Origin of the sequence: Streptomyces sp. CA-278952 (assembly GCF_028747205.1) — a bacterium.
Classification (GTDB): domain Bacteria; phylum Actinomycetota; class Actinomycetes; order Streptomycetales; family Streptomycetaceae; genus Streptomyces.
The window spans coordinates 4,436,884-4,452,902 of sequence record NZ_CP112880.1 but is presented as its reverse complement, the minus strand read 5'-3'; the positions used below and the strand labels follow the sequence as shown (position 1 = coordinate 4,452,902).

The window sequence follows — 16,019 nt, the reverse complement described above, 5'->3', positions numbered from 1 at the left end:
CGGTATCGGGCAGGTCCGGCGCGTGCACGTGCATCTGCCCTTGCATCTGCCCTGCGCATTCGGAAGCATGGTCCTCGCGCACCTGCGTGCTCGTGTTGTGCCGCTGTACCCCCCGCAGTACCGCTACAGGCAGTGCCGCTACAGCCGCGAATCCCGGGAGTGCCTCGTATGGGGACGAATGGATCGACGATGCTCGAGCCGTTACGGCAGGGGCTTCCCCCCACCGACCCCTCAGGGGTTGCCGGATCGGCGTCCTGCGCTCTGCCCGCACGCTACGAAGCGGTCGGCGGGGCACGGAAGTTCACCCGGTCGACGCTGGAGCGATGGGAGCTGGGCGACCGTTTCGACGATGTCGCCCTGGTGGTGTCCGAACTCGTCACCAACGCCCTGCGCCACGCGCTGCCCGGCGATCCGCCGCGGGAATTGACGGACCCGCCGGTGCGGCTGCATCTGATGCGCTGGACCTCGCGACTGGTGTGCGCCGTGCGCGACCCCAGCCGGGAGAGCCCGGCGGCGGGCCGGGCGGCGGATTCCGCCGAATCCGGCCGCGGACTGTTTCTGGTGGAATGCGTCAGCGACAGCTGGGGCTGGCACCCCTCTCCCGTACAGCTCGGAGAACTGCCTTCGGGCCCGCTGTACGGCAAGGTCGTCTGGGCCCTTTTCCGGCTCCAGGAGAAGGAGAACCCGAAGCCGGGTCCGTGAGCACCCGGGTCAGGCCCGTCACGGGCCCGACCCGGGTCAGGCGCCGGCGGCGAGGTGGTCGAACTCGCCGTCCTTGACGCCGAGCAGCAGCGCCTCTATCTCCGCGGGCGTATAGACGAGGGCGGGCCCGTCGGGGTGACGGGAGTTCCGCATCGCCACATTCCCTCCGGGCAGCCGCGCGAACTCCACACAGGATCCCTGGGAGTTGCTGTGCCTGCTCTTCTGCCAGACGACTCCGCGAAGCTCTGTGGCCGCCATGCCGTTGTACACGTGGTGCACAGGACGCTCCCCGAGTTGCAAGGTGCAAGTGTCAACTAGCTCGGATCATAGCTCTGTTCATATGCCAATGCATGAGCAGATGCACGTGCACGCGCGGTGTTCCTTTGATTACAGGCTTTTCCACACCGGGCGCGCCCTCCGGGAAGAGAGACGAACGGCACGCCTATTTCGCTCCCGCTCAAGGGAGTTGATCGTTGCGGACCTTGGTAACGTGGCGCGGTCTTTCGACCGGAAAACAGCAAGGGGGAACTCCACGTGACCAGCTCTCTACGCACCGGCGCCGTCGCGGTCGCCGCTCTGGCCGCCGCGCTGACGCTGACCGCTTGCGGCGGCGACGACGCGAGCAAGGATTCCGGCGCGGATTCCGCGGCGAGCGCGACGCCCGGGAGCGGCGGCGGGAACGGCTCCGGGGAGTCCGCCGGCAGCGGCACCGTGGACGCCGCGGCGCTGGAGGGCACCTGGGTGGGGCTGACGGACGGCAAGAACGTCACGGTGTCCGTCAGCGCCCGCAAGGTCGCCCTGGTCGCCGATCAGTCCGTGTGCCAGGGCGACGTCAAGGACATGGGCGGCGATCCGATGCTGGCGCTGAAGTGCACCGGCGGCTCCACCGACCGCACGATGGGCGCGATCGACTCCGTGGACGGCACGAAGCTGGTCCTCTCGTGGGACGGCGGCGTCAAGGACACCCTCGCCAAGGCCGACCCGGGCAAGCTGCCGAGCGGCATGCCCTCACTCCCCGGCCTGCCGGACCTCCCCGAGGCCCCGGACCTGCCCGGGATCCCCGCGCCCTGACGGCCGACGCGGCCTGACGCCCACCCTCCCGCCCGCCGGGAGCCGCTCAGCCCTCGGCCAGCGTGCTGCTGACCCGGGTGGAGCCGCCCCGCTCGTCCAGAGCCCGGGTGAACTCCTCCAACGCGTCCAGGAGCAGCGCCGCGCCCCGGCGCACAACCGGGTCGCCGACGGGGGTCGTGCCGTCGTCCGTCGGAGTGGGCATGTCCCAGTGGGCCACCGCGTCCACCACCGGCTGCCAGTCGGGCAGCCGCCGCTCCCGTACCGCCTTGGCGCCCTTCTCGGTGGCCCGGCGCAACGCCTCGGCCAGCTGGGCGGCGCCGGGCACCGGCTCGGCCGACCTGGCCGGCAGATGGGCCTCCAGGACCATCGCGGACCGGCCCAGCTGGGCCAGCGCGAGCTGGGCGTCGGTCGCGGCGGCCCGGGAGATGCCCCGGTGGCGTACGGGCTCGTGCTGGGCGGTCGCCAGCGCCTCCTGCCACGCCACACGGGCCTCCCGGGTGGCGATCAGGGCGTCCCGGACGTCCTCGGCGTCGCGGGAGGCGGGGTCCGCGTACCGGTCGACGACCGTGGCCGCGTACCGCCCGTCCGCCACCAGCCACTCGGCCAGCCGGTCGCGCAGCCGCGGGGTCTCCCAGGCCGGGTAGAGGGCGTACGAGATCATCGCGAGGAGTCCGCCGACGAGCGTCAGGACGATGCGCTCGGTGACGGTCTGGGACCAGTCGCCGCCGGCCATGCCGAGCAGGAAGACGACGTACGCGGCGACGCAGACCTGGCCGACCGCGTAGCCGGTGCGCATCAGCAGGTACATCAGCCAGGCGCAGACCACCGCGAGGAGCGCGGAGAGCCGGGCGTCGGGGCTCGCGGTCTGCACGACGGCGGTGGCGAGCCCGACGCCGACCAGGGTGCCGCCGAAGCGTCCCGCCGCGCGGGAGTACGTCTGGGAGAACTCGGGCCGCATCACCATGACGGCGGTCATCGGGGCCCAGTAGCCGTGGCCGAGCGGCACGGCCTCGCCGACGAAGTACCCGCAGACGGCGACCACCGCGACCCGGATGGCGTGGCGCAGGATCGGCGAGCCGTGGTGCAGCTCGCGGCGCATCGAGGCCAGCACCACCGGGATTAGTTTCAGCAGCGTGGGCCGGTGCCGGGTGTCCGGGGCGAGGCCGGAGGGGACCCCGCTGTCGGTCCCGGTGCCCTCGGCGATCTCCAGGACGTCGTCGAGCAGGGCCGAGAGCCGGTCGGCGGCGCGGCGGGCGGGGCCGACGAGGATCACATCGTTGTCGGGGGTCTTCAGGACGCCCAGGTCCGTGGCGGAGAGGTGGACGGGCTCGCCGTGCCGGACGGCGCGCGCGGCGGCGTCCAGGACCGATCCGGCCGCGCCCAGCAGCTCGTTCACCCAGAGCCGCTCGAGACCGTCGCCGGGCACCCCCATCGCCGGGTCCGCGAGCGAGGCGAGCACCGGGCGCAGCCGCTCGGCGATCCCCCGGGCCCCGTGCAGTTCGGCGGGGCGGCGGCGGGCCTCGCGCGGGGTGACGGCGGCGGCGCTGCGGGCGGTCATCAGGGGCAGCGGGTCGAAGGGGGCGACCGGGTCGTGGCGCAGCCGCCGGGCGTAGTCGGCCTCGGCGGCCAGGGCGTCGGCGAGCGCGTCGCGCTGGGCGCCCCATCTGCGGACCGGGAAGAGGACGATGAGCGCCGCCTGCACGACCCCGCCGACGACGATCATCACGGCGTGGGCGGCGGCGTCCACGACCGAGGTGGGCAGGGTGATCGTCACCAGCATGATCGCGACGTTGGACGCGGCGATGATGCCGCCCGTGGGGCCCGCCGCCCAGGCCAGTCCGGCGAGGAAGGTCCAGGCGCCGAGGAGGCACAGGAAGAGCACGACGTGCGCGCCGCTGACGTAGCCGACGAACGTCGAGACGGCGAGGCTCACGCCGGAGACGAGGGCGAGTACGGGGCGGGGCCGCCAACTGCGCTGGAAGGTGGCGAGGGCCGCCTGGAACGCGCCGAACGCGGAGCTGGCCGCGATCTCCGGCCCGAACAGCACGAGGCCGGCCCCGACGACGAGGGCGAGGCCGGCCGCACCGCGCAGGGCGATGAGGGGTTCCAGCCTCTGCCGCTCGATCTCCAGCCCCGAGCGGGCGGTCTCCTTCAGCGCCCGGAGCCAGCTCATGGGTCGAGCCTAGCCGTGCAATCTCGGACAAGCTCGACTTAGGACATGATTTCGCCATCGGGTCGGTGGGGCGTGCCGCCGGTGTGGGCCCGGTCGGCGGCCTCGGTGCCGTGCGTCCAGCCGTCCAGGTCGGTGACGCCGCGGACCCGTGACGTGGTGGTCCTCGGGAACATCCGCCCGGCGGCGTCGGTGACCGCGACGTCCCGGGCGGCCAGCACCGGCAGCAGCTCACCGGCCGGGGCCGCGTCCGCGCCGTCGGCCGCCGCCGTGGCCCGCTCGGCGCCGTCGGCGAGCCGGCGGCCGAGCCGCTGGGCGTACCCCATCCAGAACGCCTGCCGGAAGGTCTTGGTCCGCTTGCGTCCCCCGGCGCGCTGCCCGGCCTCCGCCCGGGTCATCGCGGCCGCCCCCTGGACGAGCAGCGAGGTGAACAGCAGCTCGACGGCCTCCAGGTCCGGCTCGAAGCCGACGACCGTGGTGAAGCCGAGATCGTCGTTCCACACGGCCCGGCAGCGGTTCGCGGAGGCGACGGCGTCGAGCAGGATCGCCTTGGCGCTCTCGTACGGGGGCTCCACCCCGATCCGGCAGGCGCCCGGGGTCTCGCGGCTCTGCGTCCGCGCGGCGAGGAGGGCCTCGTCGATGCTGTGCCGGGCCATCAGCTCCTGGGCCTTGGTGGTCAGCGCCTCGGCCTCCTCCGGGAAGCCTGTCGCCTCCGCCTTCGCCAGCAGCGCCCGGATCCGGGTGAGCATGCGGGGCTCGTCGGCGGCGGGCGGCCGGTGCAGATGGTCGGCGGCGGCGCCGGGCGGGGGTCCCACGGGTTCGATGGCGGGCAGCCGCAGCAGCAGCCGGTACAGCTCCAGCAGGTCACCCGCGTACCGGAACCGGTCGGGGCGGTTGCGCGGCACGGGGTCGGGCAGCTCGGCGAGCTGCCGGCGCCAGCGGGGCGGCAGCTCCGCGTACCGGGCGGTCTCGGCGGCGATCAGGGTCGCGGCCAGCGCCGCCCGCCGCTCGTCCAGCTCATGACGGACGAACCGGACCAGGTCGGCCGGGTGCCAGCCCCGGTCCCATGCCCGGCGCACGAACTCCTCGCCGCGCCGGTGCGCCTCCGCGTCCGCCTCCGGGGCGGCGGCGAGCAGGGAGGCCCCGGTGTCGAGGGCGGCGTCGCCCGCCACGTAGAGGGCCGCCGCACACGCCCGGTCGATCACCGATTCCATCCGGCCAAGGGTAGGCGCACCGCTCGCACGGCCCGCGCGCCCCTTCTGCGGAGCAACGGAAGCGGGAGCCGTCCCGGCCCACGGTGCGCACGTGCCACCGGCGGCCCGTGCCCGCCGGCGACCCGGCGCGCCCCGCCTCCGGGGCGCTGTCAGTGGCGGGTGCCAGACTCGCACCCATGACCGAACGGTGGGCGGTGGCGGCTGCGGACGGGGGCGGGGCGCTGCTCGCGCCGCTGGCCCGGGACGGCGTGCCCGCCGGGCCGGTCCTCGCCGAGGCCGACCTCGTCGAGGCGGTCCGCTCCCGGCCCGACGTGGTGCGCTGGGTGTGGCGGTCGACCGCCGAGATCTACCCCCGGCTGCTGGCCGCCGGGGTCCGGGTCGAGCGGTGCTACGACATCGAGTGCGCCGAGCTGCTGCTGCTCGGGCACGCCGGGCGGCTCGGCGAGCCCCGTTCCGCCGCCGCCGCTCTCGCCCGGCTCGACAACGCGCCGGTGCCGCCCGACCCGCCCGCCCGGTCCGCCGAACCGGGCGCGCAGTCCTCCCTCTTCGAGCCGCCGTCGGGCCCCGGGGTGCCGTTCGAGGGGCTCCTGCGGGTCTACGCGGACCAGGTGCGCCGTCACGACGCGGCGGAGCACCCGGACCGGATGCGCCTGCTGACCGCGTCGGAGTCGGCGGGGATGCTCGTGGCCGCCGAGATGCACCGGGCCGGGCTGCCCTGGCGCGCCGACGTCCACCGGGAGCTGCTGAACGGGCTGCTGGGCGAGCGGTACGCGGGCGGCGGCGAGCCCCGCAGGCTCGCCGAGCTGGCGGACGAGGTGTCGGCGGCGTTCGGCCGAAGGGTCCGCCCCGACCTGCCGGCCGATGTGGTGAAGGCGTTCGCGCAGGCGGGCATCGCGGTGAAGTCGACCCGGCGCTGGGAGCTGGAGGAGCTGGACCATCCGGCGGTCGAGCCGCTGATCGCGTACAAGAAGCTGTACCGGATCTGGACGGCGCACGGCTGGTCCTGGCTCCAGGACTGGGTGCGCGAGGGCCGCTTCCGCCCGGAGTACCAGCCGGGCGGCACGGTCAGCGGCCGCTGGACGACCAACGGCGGCGGGGCCCTCCAGATCCCCAAGGTGATCCGCCAGGCCGTCGTCGCCGACGAGGGGTGGCGGCTCGTCGTCGCGGACGCCGACCAGATGGAGCCCCGGGTGCTGGCGGCGATCTCCCGCGACCGGGGCCTGATGGAGGTGGCCGGTCATGACGGCGACCTCTACAAGGCCCTGTCCGACCGGGCGTTCTCCGGCGACCGCGACCACGCCAAGCTGGCGCTGCTCGGGGCGATCTACGGCCAGACGTCCGGGGACGGACTGAAGAACCTGGCCGCCCTGCGCCGCCGCTTCCCGCTCGCCGTCGCCTATGTCGACGACGCGGCGCGGGCGGGCGAGGAGGGGCGGGTGGTGCGGACCTGGCTGGGCCGGACCAGCCCGCCGGTCGCGCTGGCGGGGCAGGACGAGGAGGCGGGCCTTCCCCAGGAGGGTCCCGAGGGCTCCGGGGCCGCGCCGGACGGCGGTCCGGCGCGGGCCCGGGGGCGCTTCACCCGTAATTTCGTGGTGCAGGGCAGCGCGGCCGACTGGGCGCTGCTGCTGCTGGCCGCGCTCCGCCGGGCGCTCCATGAGCAGGGGCTGCGGGCGCAGTTGGTGTTCTTCCAGCACGACGAGGTGATCGTGCACTGCCCGGCCGGGGAGACCGGGGCCGTCGCCGAGGCGATCCGCGCGGCGGGCGAGCTGGCCGGGCGGACCGCCTTCGGTCGGACGCCGGTGCGGTTCCCCTTCACGACGGCGGTGGTGGAGCGGTACGCGGACTCCAAATGACGCCCGTGGCGTGGCTGAGGCATGCCGGGCGCCGCGGGTCCGGTCCGCGGGACGCGCCCTACCGCTGCTGGAGCCTCGGCCATTGCGGGCTGATGGCCAGGGCGGTGAGCTGGTCCATCGTGAGCGCGGGCGTGGGCGTGGGCCGGGTGGCGGGACTCGACTGCTCGCCGGAGGTGAAGGCCGAGACGACGACCCGCACACCGTCGGGGCGCATCGTGTCGGCCGTCCACATGACCACTCCCTGGCCGCCCTTCTCGCCGGGCTTCTTCGAGGTGGCGAGCAGGGTGCCGTCCGGGCCCGGGAGCGGGGCCTCGCGGGGGAACGCGAGAAGCGCCCCGTTCACGCGCCGGACGGCGTGAACGGGGCGCGGGCGGTGGTGCGCTCGCTGTGTCCTCGTCTACCCGCGTTCCCACAACGCGGGGACGTTCGGCGGCTCCCAGCCCGACATGGCCCGGTGTGCCTGCAGACAGCGGTAGGCGACCCCGCCGTACGTCACGCGGTCACCCGCGCGGTAGGAGGTGCCGGACGACCAGGTGCCGCCCGGCGGATCGGTAGGCGGATCGGTGGGCGGATCGGTCGGGCCGGGCGTCTGGGCGACGTCCAGCACGAAGTCGAAGGTGCCCTGGCGCCCGTTCCCGACGGTGCGGACGTTCATCAGCAGCTCGGGGTCGAACAGCGCGTCGGTGTTGTTGCGCGGCTCGTTCGGGAAGTACAGCTGGGTGGTGAGGATGCGCCCGCCGGGCGCCTGCGCCTTCACATGGATGTGCCGGGTACGGCCCGGGTAGAGGCCCGCCACGATGGTGGTGAGGCTGAACGACCCGTCCGTGCCGGTGAACTGATGTCCCCGGAAGGCGAACTGGGCCATGTCGTAGGACCCGTTGGCGTCGGCCTGCCAGAAGTCGAGCAGAGCCCCGGAGATGGGGCGGCAGGCCCGGCCGAAGACGTAGCCGCTCACGGTGAGCGGTACGCCGGGGGTGCTCGGGGTCACCAGGCTGGTGCGGCGGGGCGAGTTGGGCTTGAAGTACGGCCCCTCCATCTGCGGAGGCGTCGTGTCGTCGCCGTCGTCGCACTCCGGGGTCGGGGCCAGCGGCCCGTTCCCGGACGAGGCGGCGTCCCGGGCGAGCGCGACGCCCCCTCCGGCGAGCAGGGGCGCGGCGCTCGCGACGAACGCGGCCTTCAGGAGACCTTTGCGGCTGATCCGCCGCCGGTCCCCCGACGCCCCGTCGGACGCGTTGGGTTCATGGGGGGTTGTGTTGTCCATCTGTGGGGTCATGACGGTTTCCTCGGAGTCCTCGGGGTTCCTCGACGCGGGGAGGCGGGAGGCGGGAGGTTCAGGAGGTTCGGTGGTGCCGGACCGGTCCCGGGGTGGTCAGACCCGGGACCGGTCCCGGGTGGTCAGACCCGCTGCCAGAGCGCCGGGACGGCCGCGGGGGTCCAGCCGGGCTGGGCCGTGTGTCCCTGGAGGCAGCGGTAGGTCGCTCCGCCGTACGTCACCGTGGCGCCGGCGGCGTACGTGGTGCCGGCCGCCCAGGTGCCGCCCGGCGGGTCGGTGGGCGGGTCGGTCGGCGGGTCGGTGGGCGGGTCGGTGGGCCCGCCGCTGGTGACCAGGGTCAGCCCGTACGTCTGGAGCAGCGGGTTGATCGGCTGGAAGTACGTCGTACCGCCGGAGGAGCAGTTGCCCGAGCCGCCGGAGGTGACGCCCTGCGCCTGGCTGCCGGAGATGTAGGAGCCGCCGGAGTCGCCCGGTTCGGCGCAGACGCTGGTGCGGGTCACGCCGGAGATGGTGCCCTCCGGGTAGGTGACGCTGGTGTTCAGCTGCTGGATGGTGCCGCAGTGCCAGCCCGTGGTGGAGCCGGAGCGGCAGACCGAGGCGCCGACGACGGAGGCGGTGGAGCCGGCGACGGTGACGTCGCCCCGCCCGTATCCGTTCACCAGCGGACGCGGGGTCCAGTTGGCGTTGGTGGCGACCCAGGCCATGTCCCGGCCCGGGAAGGTCGAGCCCTGGAAGGAGCCCTGGGCCTGCTGGTTGACGCCGTTGGTGGTGGTGCCGACGCGGCCGCAGTGGCCCGCGGTGGCGAAGCCGTTCTGGGTGCCGCGCTTCACCGAGAAGCCGACGGAACAGCGGCCGGAGCCGTTCATGTAGTACGCGTCGCCACCCCGGATGTCGGCGAGGGCGCGGGGCTGCTCGGCGGACCTGGCGACGGTGACGAGGCCGCTGTCGACCCCGGCCGCCTTCAGGAACGCCTGTCCGGCGGCGGTGCTGCCGGCGTTGACGACGACCCGGTTGGTCTCGACGTCGACGTACCAGACGGGCACGTTCCTGGGCGCCTTGTTCAGCGCGGCCTTGTCGAGGGTCTTCTTGACGCCTTCGAGCCGGTCCAGGCTGTGGCCGACGACCTCGGCGCGCGCTCCGGCGTCGGTGATCCGGGCGGCCTCGGAGGCGTCGGTGGTGGCGACGGTCAGGACCGCCTTCGCACCGCTGACCCGGGCTCCGGCGAAGCTGGCGCCGAGGGACTTCTCCAGCCCCGCGGCGACGGCGGCGGCGCGGTACTCGTTGGCTATCCGGCTGCGAGCGTCGTCCGCGTCGAGGCCGAGGTCGCGCTCCAGGGCGGCCAGCATGCCGGGCGACAGGCTGTCGGCGGAGACCGGCGGGGCGGCGGTGGCCGCGGGGTCGGCGGACGCCACGCCGGTCAGCCCGGCGAGGGCGAGCGCACCCACGGCCACCGTGGCGGTGCCGGCGGCGAGGGCGCGTCTGCGGAGCGTGGTTCTCTCCACGTCACTCTCCTTGGTTCTGGGGGTGTCCAGGTCCGGCTGGGGTTGGTCCGGACCAGGGAATTGCCGAAACCGTAGCGGCGGCGACACCCGGCGCAGGAGATCCCGTTCACCCCCCTCCCTCCGCGTTATGGGGCCGCGCGGCACGTGCTTCGGTCAGCCCCGCGGGCGAGTACGGAGCCGTTTTCGGGGCCCTGCCGGGCGAAGCTGGATCGCGTCTCCCTTTCGGCGGGGTGCCCGGGTAGGTTCGGCCTCATGCACACAGGGCAACTTCTGGGCTCGGGACGCACCGCCGACGTGTACGCACTCGACGGCTCCTGGGTCCTTCGCCGTTACCGGGACCGCACCGACACCACGGAGGAGCTGGCCGTGATGAGTTACGTCGGCGCCTTCGGCTTCCCGGTGCCGCGCATCGGTCCGCCCGCCGAAGGGGTCCGCCGTCCCACGGACCTGGTGCTCCAGCGGCTGACCGGCCCGACCCTGGCCGAGGCCCTGCTGGCGGGGCGGCTGGGGGCGGCCGAGGCGGGCGCGCTGCTCGCCCGGCTGCTGCGCGAGCTCCACGCCATACCGCCCCGGGTCTCGGCGAACCCGGAGGACTGCGTGCTCCACCTGGATCTGCATCCGGAGAACGTGGTGCTGACGGCGGAGGGCGCGGTGGTGGTCGACTGGTCCAGCGCGGCGGAGGGTCCGCCCGGTCTCGACCGGGCGATGTCGGCGCTGACCCTGGCCCGGACCGCGCTCGGCCGGGAGTTCCCGGCCGGGGCGGACGTCCGGCCCCTGCTGACGGCGCTCCTGGCGGAACTCTCCGACGAGGGCGGCGCGTCGACCGCCGATCTGTCCCTCGCCCGCGCCCGCCAGCGGGCGAACCCGCATCTGACCGACCACGAACGGGCCTGCCTGGACCGGGCGGTGGACCTGGTGCTGGGCTGCGCGCCGTAAGGTTCGGGTGCCTCCGGCGGGGGGATCAAGCCCCTCCGGCGATTGAGGAGCGGGGGCCCGGGGGCGGAGCCCCCGATCAGCCCGGGCTGGAGCCCCGATCAGCCCGCGCTCAGCGCCGCCTACGCTTCGCGTCGCGCACGCGCCGCAGCCGGTTCACCGTGACCGGGTCCTCGCGCAGCGCCCGCTCGTCGTCGATCAGCGCGTTCAGCAGCTGGTAGTAGCGGACCGGCGAGATCCGGAGCTCCTCGCGGATCGCCCGCTCCTTCGCCCCGGGCCCCGCCCAGGGCCGCCGCTCCAGGGCCAGCAGCGCCCGGTCCCGTACGGACAGTCCGCCGGTGTCGGGGGCTGGCTCGGCCCGGGGGGCGCGGTGCTCGTGGTCGGGGGCGGTCATATCGACCAACCTAACGCCCACCCCCGACACCGCGCCCGCGGCCGCTACTCGGCGGCCTCCGCCTGTGACGCCTCGGTGGCGAGCTCGCCGAGGATGCTCTCGGGGTTGCTGCCCGGCGCGACCGCGCTGCCGATCTTCTTCTTGATCCCGTCGCTGACCGTGGCCCAGGACGTCTTGCTGTAGGGGATGAGCGTCGAGTTCGGCAGGGCCGCCAGGAACGGGCGCAGCTTCTTGTGCTTCTTGTCGGTCTCCATCGCGGCGGAGGCGCTGCCGGTCACCGGGAGCAGGTCGTAGCTCTCGGCGAACTCCAGCACGTTCTCGTCGGAGTAGGCGTAGTCGAGGAACGTGCCTATCTCCTTGCGGTGGCCGTTCTCCTTGAAGCCCATCATCCAGTCGGCCACGCCCATGGAGCCCTTGGTCGGGCCGTCGAAGCCGGGCAGCGGCACCATGCCGACCTTGACGCCCTTGGCCTCGGCCTCGTCCATCAGGGTGGGGTGGCCGTTGAGCATGCCGACATCGCCGTCGGCGAACGCCTCGAAGGCCTTCGCCCGGTCCAGCTTGCCCGGCTCGACCGGTCCGGTGAGGCCCTCGCCGACGAGGTTGTCCCGCAGCCAGCGGAACGTGGCGACGTTCTGGGCCGAGTCGAGGTCGTACGCGCCGACGTCGTCCGTGTAGCCGCCGCCACCGCTGAGGAGCCACATCAGGGTCTCGGCCTGGGCCTCCTCCTGGCCGAGCGGCAGGGCGAAGGGGTAGTCGACGCCCTTGGCCTTGAGCGCGGCGGCGTCGCTCCGGATGTCGTCCCAGGTCTCGGGGGCGCCCAGGCCCGCCTTTTCGAAGAGCTTCTCGTTGTAGAAGAGCAGTCGGGTGCTGGCGACGAAGGGCAGGCCGTACAGCGTGCCGTCGATCTTGCCCGCGTCGGCGAGCCTCGGCAGGAAGTTCGCCGTGGTGCGGATCGCGAGCGTCTCGTCGGCGGTGTAGAGCTTGCCCGCCTTGGCGTAGTCCGCGTACGCGCCGATCTGGGCGATGTCCGGGGCGTCGCCGGCCTTGACCATCGCGGCGACCTCGCGGTCGACGTCCTTCCAGTGGAGGACGGTGACGTCGACCTTGATGCCGGGGTGCTCCTTCTCGAAGCCCGCCGCGACTCCGCTCCAGTACTTCTCGGAGCTGTTCTCCGGACTGGTGCCGTAGTCGGCGGCGACCAGCTTGAGCGTGACGTCGCCCGAGCCGCCGTCACCGCCGCAGCCCGACAACGTCGCTGTCATTCCCAGCGCGGCCACCACCGCGGTCAGACCCAAAAAGCGCCGCTGCACAGCCTCGCCCATCCTCGTTGATCACTTGGCTCACGGACGGCGCGCACGGCGTCGGCCCCCGGCCTCCGTTCGGCCGCGGCAGCGCCGCCCTGTCCTGGGCACCGTCCGGATGAACTGCGATTTTCCCCCATTGGCGACGCGGAGGTCTACACCACCGGCGTATCGCTTCGGCAACGTATACGGGCCCCGAGGGCCACAACTGGCTTACGCGCACTGGCAGTCGGGGGCCCCTGCCCGTATCTTGGTCCAGACCTTTGGACCGATTCCCCCCGGTCCGTGGGTCCCCATGAGTGACTTTCCGGTAGATAACGACCGGCCTTCACTCCTTCATCATTTTGTATGGGTGCACAACAAACCTCGCTAGTGGACTAGACCTTTTGGGGGTCGGCGGGCGAAACTGTCTCCCGTGAGACATGTCATCGCCCTCGATGTGGGCGGCACAGGAATGAAGGCCGCACTGGTCGGGACCGACGGCACCCTCCTCCACGAGGCGCGGCGGGCCACCGGCCGGGAGCGCGGCGCCGACGCGGTCGTCGAGACCATCCTCGCGTTCGCGGCGGATCTGCGGGCCCACGGCGAGGAGCACCTCGGCGAGAGCGCCGTCGCCGCCGGGGTCGCCGTGCCCGGCATCGTCGACGCCGAGAAGGGCATCGCGGTGTACGCCGCGAACCTGGGCTGGCGCGACGTACCGCTGCGCGCCCTGCTGGGCGAGCGCCTCGGCGTCCCCGTAGCCCTCGGCCACGACGTGCGCACCGGCGGGCTCGCCGAGGGCCGGATCGGGGCCGGGCGGGGCACGGACCGCTTCCTGTTCGTCCCGCTGGGCACCGGGATCGCCGGGGCCATCGGCATCGCGGGGGCCATCGAGGCGGGCGCCCACGGGGACGCGGGCGAGATCGGCCACATCGTGGTCCGCCCGGACGGCCCCGACTGCAGCTGCGGCCAGCGCGGCTGTCTGGAGACGCTGGCCTCGGCCGCCGCGGTGACCCGGGCCTGGGCCGCCGCTTCCGGGGACCCCGCGGCGGACGCCGCGGACTGCGCGAAGGCCGTCGAGTCCGGCGACCCGGCGGCGGTCCGGGTCTGGCAGGACGCGATCGACGCGCTCGCCGCCGGCCTCGTCACCGCGCTCACCCTCCTCGACCCGGGCACGCTCATCATCGGTGGCGGTCTCGCCGAAGCCGGGGAAACCTTGTTCACACCACTGCGTGCGGCCGTCGAGGAACGCGTCACGTTCCAGAAACTGCCCCACATCGTCCCGGCGGCCCTCGGGGACACCGCCGGATGCCTGGGCGCGGGGCTGCTCGCCTGGGATCTACTCTCCACGGAGGTTTCCGCCTGATGGCCGGACGCGCAGCAGACAGCACCGTTCTCGCCGGCGCCCGGGTGGTGCTCCCCACCGGCACCGTCGAGGACGGCCGGGTGACCGTCGAGGGCTCCCGGATCTCCGGTTCGGCACCGGAGGGCGCCCGGATCATCGACCTCGCCGGCCACTGGGTGGTCCCCGGCTTCGTGGACATGCACAACCACGGCGGCGGCGGGGCCTCCTTCACCTCCGGCACCGTCGACGAGGTCCTCACCGGCATCCGTACGCACCGTGAGCACGGCACGACCACCATGGTCGCCTCCACGGTCACCGGCGAGATGGACTTCCTCGCCCGCCGCGCGGGCGTCCTGTCCGAGCTGGTCGAGCAGGGCGACCTGGCCGGGATCCACTTCGAGGGCCCCTTCATCTCGCCGTGCCGCAAGGGCGCCCACAGCGAGGAGCTGCTGCGCGACCCGGACCCGGCCGACGTCCGCAAGCTGCTGGACGCCGCGCGCGGCACCGCCCGCATGTTCACCCTCGCCACCGAGCTGCCCGGCGGCATCGACTCCGTACGGCTGCTCGCCGAGCACGGGGTCATCGCCGCGATCGGCCACACGGACGCGACGTACGAACAGACCGTCGAGGCCATCGAGGCGGGCGCGACCGTCGCCACGCACCTGTTCAACGCGATGCCGCCGCTCGCCCACCGCGACCCCGGCCCGATCGCGGCCCTCCTGGAGGACGACCGGATCACCGTCGAGCTGATCAACGACGGCACACATCTGCACCCGGCCGTCCTGGAGCTGGCCTACCGCCACAAGGGCGCCGGCCGCGTCGCACTGATCACCGACGCGATGGACGCCGCCGGCTTCGGCGACGGGGAGTACCAGCTCGGCCCGCTCGCGGTCGAGGTCACCGACGGGGTGGCCCGGCTGGTGGAGGGCGGCTCGATCGCCGGCTCCACGCTCACCCTGGACACCGCGTTCCGGCGGGCCGTCACCCTCGACGCCATCCCCGTCGAGGACGTCGTCCGGTCCATCTCCGCCAACCCCGCCCGGCTCCTCGGCGTCCACGACCGGGTCGGCTCGCTGGAGGCGGGCAAGGACGCCGACCTGGTCGTCCTCGACGAGGACTTCGTCCTCAAGGGCGTCATGCGCCGCGGCGAGTGGATCATCGAGCCGAAGACTGCGTAGGCGGCACGCCGAGCACGTAACGAAGCGATGGCGGTCGGCCCGCGGGACTGGGCCGACCGCCATCGCTTTGACATGATCATCAGATGGGCGCGCCGCGGACGGGTGCGCGCGCCATGGGGGCCATGCACCGAGGGAGGGACCGGCAGAGGTGATCCTGACCGTCACTCTGAACACCGCGCTCGACGTGACGTACACCGTCGACGCGCTCGTCCCGCACCGCAGCCACCGGGTCGGCGAGGTCACCGAACGCCCCGGCGGCAAGGGCCTCAACGTCGCCCGGGTCCTCGGCGCGCTGGGCCACGACTGCGTCGTCACCGGCTTCGCGGGAGGCCCGACCGGGGACGTCCTGCGCTCCCTGCTCGCCCCGCTCCCACCGCGCGACGCCCTCGTGCCCGTCGCCGGGAACACCCGCCGCACGCTCGCGATCACCGACCGCTCGACCGGCGACACCACCCAGCTCAACGAACCCGGACCGCAGGTGAGCCCCGCCGAATGGGCCGCCCTCCTGCGGACGTACGAGGAGCTGCTCGCCGGAGCCGACGCCGTCGCGCTCTGCGGCAGCCTGCCGCCCGGCATCCATGTCGGGGCCTACGCGGAGCTGGTCCGGATCGCCCGCGCCGCCGCCGTGCCCGTGCTCCTGGACACCAGCGGAGAACCGCTGCGCCGGGGCATCGCCGCCCGCCCCGACCTGGTCAAGCCGAACGCCGAGGAGCTGGCCCAGCTGACCGGCTCCCGCGAACCGCTGCGCGCCGCCCGCGACGCCCGCCGCCGCGGGGCCCACTCCGTGATCGCGTCCCTGGGCCCGGAGGGCGTGCTCGCGCTCACCCCGGACGGCGTCTGGCGGGCCGCCCCGCCCGCCCCCGTGCGCGGCAACCCGACCGGTGCGGGCGACTCCGCCGTGGCCGGGCTGCTGTCCGCCCTGGCCGAGGGCCTCGACTGGCCGGATCGCCTCGCCCGGGCGGTGGCCCTGTCGACGGCGACCGTGCTGGCCCCGACGGCCGGCGATTTCGACGCCGCGGCCTACGCGGAGCTGCTGCCGCGCGTCACGGTGGAGCCGCACACGCCGACGCCCTGACCACCTCGGGGGCGGTCAGGGCGTCGTCG

Annotated in this window: 15 protein-coding genes; 7 read left to right on the top strand and 8 right to left on the bottom strand. The window is 73.9% G+C overall.

Going from position 1 to position 16,019, the window contains the following annotated elements:
• Positions 1-189 precede the first annotated feature (189 nt).
• Entirely contained in the window at positions 190-702 is a 513-nt protein-coding gene (locus N7925_RS19980; protein ID WP_265600895.1) for an ATP-binding protein, read from the top strand.
• Between the two features lie 36 nt (positions 703-738).
• On the opposite strand, the gene N7925_RS19975 is transcribed toward N7925_RS19980, so the two are convergent.
• A complete protein-coding gene (locus N7925_RS19975; RefSeq protein WP_003968242.1) occupies positions 739-981 on the bottom strand; it encodes a DUF397 domain-containing protein in 243 nt (80 codons plus the stop codon).
• Positions 982-1,236: 255 nt separating this feature from the next.
• Here N7925_RS19975 and N7925_RS19970 point away from each other — a divergent pair, with 255 nt between their 5' ends.
• On the top strand, positions 1,237-1,773 hold the full coding sequence (locus tag N7925_RS19970; protein WP_274344669.1) for a hypothetical protein: 537 nt from the start codon (positions 1,237-1,239) through the stop codon (positions 1,771-1,773).
• Between the two features lie 46 nt (positions 1,774-1,819).
• On the opposite strand, the gene N7925_RS19965 is transcribed toward N7925_RS19970, so the two are convergent.
• Together N7925_RS19965 and N7925_RS19960 are read right to left on the bottom strand one after the other, a co-directional pair.
• Positions 1,820-3,946 carry an FUSC family protein gene (locus tag N7925_RS19965; RefSeq protein ID WP_274344668.1) on the bottom strand — a complete coding sequence of 709 codons (2,127 nt, stop codon included), beginning with the start codon at positions 3,944-3,946 and terminating at the stop codon, positions 1,820-1,822.
• 38 nt (positions 3,947-3,984) lie between these two features.
• A complete protein-coding gene (locus N7925_RS19960) occupies positions 3,985-5,157 on the bottom strand; it encodes a DUF2786 domain-containing protein (RefSeq protein ID WP_274344667.1) in 1,173 nt (390 codons plus the stop codon).
• Between the two features lie 176 nt (positions 5,158-5,333).
• Between N7925_RS19960 and N7925_RS19955 the strand changes: the two genes are divergently transcribed.
• Positions 5,334-7,010 carry a bifunctional 3'-5' exonuclease/DNA polymerase gene (locus N7925_RS19955; protein ID WP_274344666.1) on the top strand — a complete coding sequence of 559 codons (1,677 nt, stop codon included), beginning with the start codon at positions 5,334-5,336 and terminating at the stop codon, positions 7,008-7,010.
• A 58-nt stretch (positions 7,011-7,068) separates the two neighbouring features.
• Here N7925_RS19955 and N7925_RS19950 read toward each other — a convergent pair whose 3' ends face one another.
• The 3 genes from N7925_RS19950 to N7925_RS19940 all read right to left on the bottom strand — a co-directional run bounded on the left by N7925_RS19950 (position 7,069) and on the right by N7925_RS19940 (position 9,785).
• Complete coding sequence (locus tag N7925_RS19950; RefSeq protein ID WP_416222915.1) at positions 7,069-7,353, bottom strand: hypothetical protein; 285 nt, start codon at positions 7,351-7,353, stop codon at positions 7,069-7,071.
• A gap of 54 nt (positions 7,354-7,407) precedes the next feature.
• Positions 7,408-8,271 carry a carbohydrate-binding protein gene (locus N7925_RS19945; protein ID WP_265603936.1) on the bottom strand — a complete coding sequence of 288 codons (864 nt, stop codon included), beginning with the start codon at positions 8,269-8,271 and terminating at the stop codon, positions 7,408-7,410.
• A 134-nt stretch (positions 8,272-8,405) separates the two neighbouring features.
• Positions 8,406-9,785: an alpha-lytic protease prodomain-containing protein gene (locus N7925_RS19940; RefSeq protein WP_274344665.1), complete on the bottom strand. Its 1,380-nt coding sequence runs from the start codon at positions 9,783-9,785 to the stop codon at positions 8,406-8,408.
• A 252-nt stretch (positions 9,786-10,037) separates the two neighbouring features.
• Between N7925_RS19940 and N7925_RS19935 the strand changes: the two genes are divergently transcribed.
• Entirely contained in the window at positions 10,038-10,721 is a 684-nt protein-coding gene (locus N7925_RS19935) for a phosphotransferase (protein ID WP_274344664.1), read from the top strand.
• A 109-nt stretch (positions 10,722-10,830) separates the two neighbouring features.
• Here N7925_RS19935 and N7925_RS19930 read toward each other — a convergent pair whose 3' ends face one another.
• Positions 10,831-11,112: a DUF3263 domain-containing protein gene (locus N7925_RS19930; RefSeq protein WP_265600888.1), complete on the bottom strand. Its 282-nt coding sequence runs from the start codon at positions 11,110-11,112 to the stop codon at positions 10,831-10,833.
• Positions 11,113-11,156: 44 nt separating this feature from the next.
• Entirely contained in the window at positions 11,157-12,434 is a 1,278-nt protein-coding gene (locus N7925_RS19925; protein WP_265600887.1) for an extracellular solute-binding protein, read from the bottom strand.
• Positions 12,435-12,867: 433 nt separating this feature from the next.
• Between N7925_RS19925 and N7925_RS19920 the strand changes: the two genes are divergently transcribed.
• The 3 genes from N7925_RS19920 to N7925_RS19910 all read left to right on the top strand — a co-directional run bounded on the left by N7925_RS19920 (position 12,868) and on the right by N7925_RS19910 (position 15,990).
• On the top strand, positions 12,868-13,758 hold the full coding sequence (locus N7925_RS19920; protein WP_416222993.1) for an ROK family protein: 891 nt from the start codon (positions 12,868-12,870) through the stop codon (positions 13,756-13,758).
• Positions 13,758-14,915: an N-acetylglucosamine-6-phosphate deacetylase gene (gene nagA / locus N7925_RS19915; protein WP_265600885.1), complete on the top strand. Its 1,158-nt coding sequence runs from the start codon at positions 13,758-13,760 to the stop codon at positions 14,913-14,915. The genes N7925_RS19920 and nagA overlap by 1 nt, the downstream gene beginning before the upstream one ends.
• Positions 14,916-15,063: 148 nt before the next feature.
• Entirely contained in the window at positions 15,064-15,990 is a 927-nt protein-coding gene (locus N7925_RS19910) for a 1-phosphofructokinase family hexose kinase (protein WP_274344663.1), read from the top strand.
• Positions 15,991-16,019 lie beyond the last annotated feature (29 nt).

Excerpts from the sequence above, each read along its gene's own strand:
- N7925_RS19980 (WP_265600895.1), top strand. The coding sequence starts at position 190 with ATGCTCGAGCCGTTACGGCAGGGGCTTCCCCCCACCGACCCCTCAGGG.
- N7925_RS19965 (WP_274344668.1), bottom strand. The coding sequence starts at position 3,946 with ATGAGCTGGCTCCGGGCGCTGAAGGAGACCGCCCGCTCGGGGCTGGAG.
- N7925_RS19960 (WP_274344667.1), bottom strand. The coding sequence starts at position 5,157 with ATGGAATCGGTGATCGACCGGGCGTGTGCGGCGGCCCTCTACGTGGCG.
- N7925_RS19955 (WP_274344666.1), top strand. The coding sequence starts at position 5,334 with ATGACCGAACGGTGGGCGGTGGCGGCTGCGGACGGGGGCGGGGCGCTG.
- N7925_RS19945 (WP_265603936.1), bottom strand. The coding sequence starts at position 8,271 with ATGGACAACACAACCCCCCATGAACCCAACGCGTCCGACGGGGCGTCG.
- N7925_RS19935 (WP_274344664.1), top strand. The coding sequence starts at position 10,038 with ATGCACACAGGGCAACTTCTGGGCTCGGGACGCACCGCCGACGTGTAC.
- N7925_RS19930 (WP_265600888.1), bottom strand. The coding sequence starts at position 11,112 with ATGACCGCCCCCGACCACGAGCACCGCGCCCCCCGGGCCGAGCCAGCC.
- N7925_RS19925 (WP_265600887.1), bottom strand. The coding sequence starts at position 12,434 with ATGGGCGAGGCTGTGCAGCGGCGCTTTTTGGGTCTGACCGCGGTGGTG.
- N7925_RS19920 (WP_416222993.1), top strand. The coding sequence starts at position 12,868 with ATGAAGGCCGCACTGGTCGGGACCGACGGCACCCTCCTCCACGAGGCG.
- nagA (WP_265600885.1), top strand. The coding sequence starts at position 13,758 with ATGGCCGGACGCGCAGCAGACAGCACCGTTCTCGCCGGCGCCCGGGTG.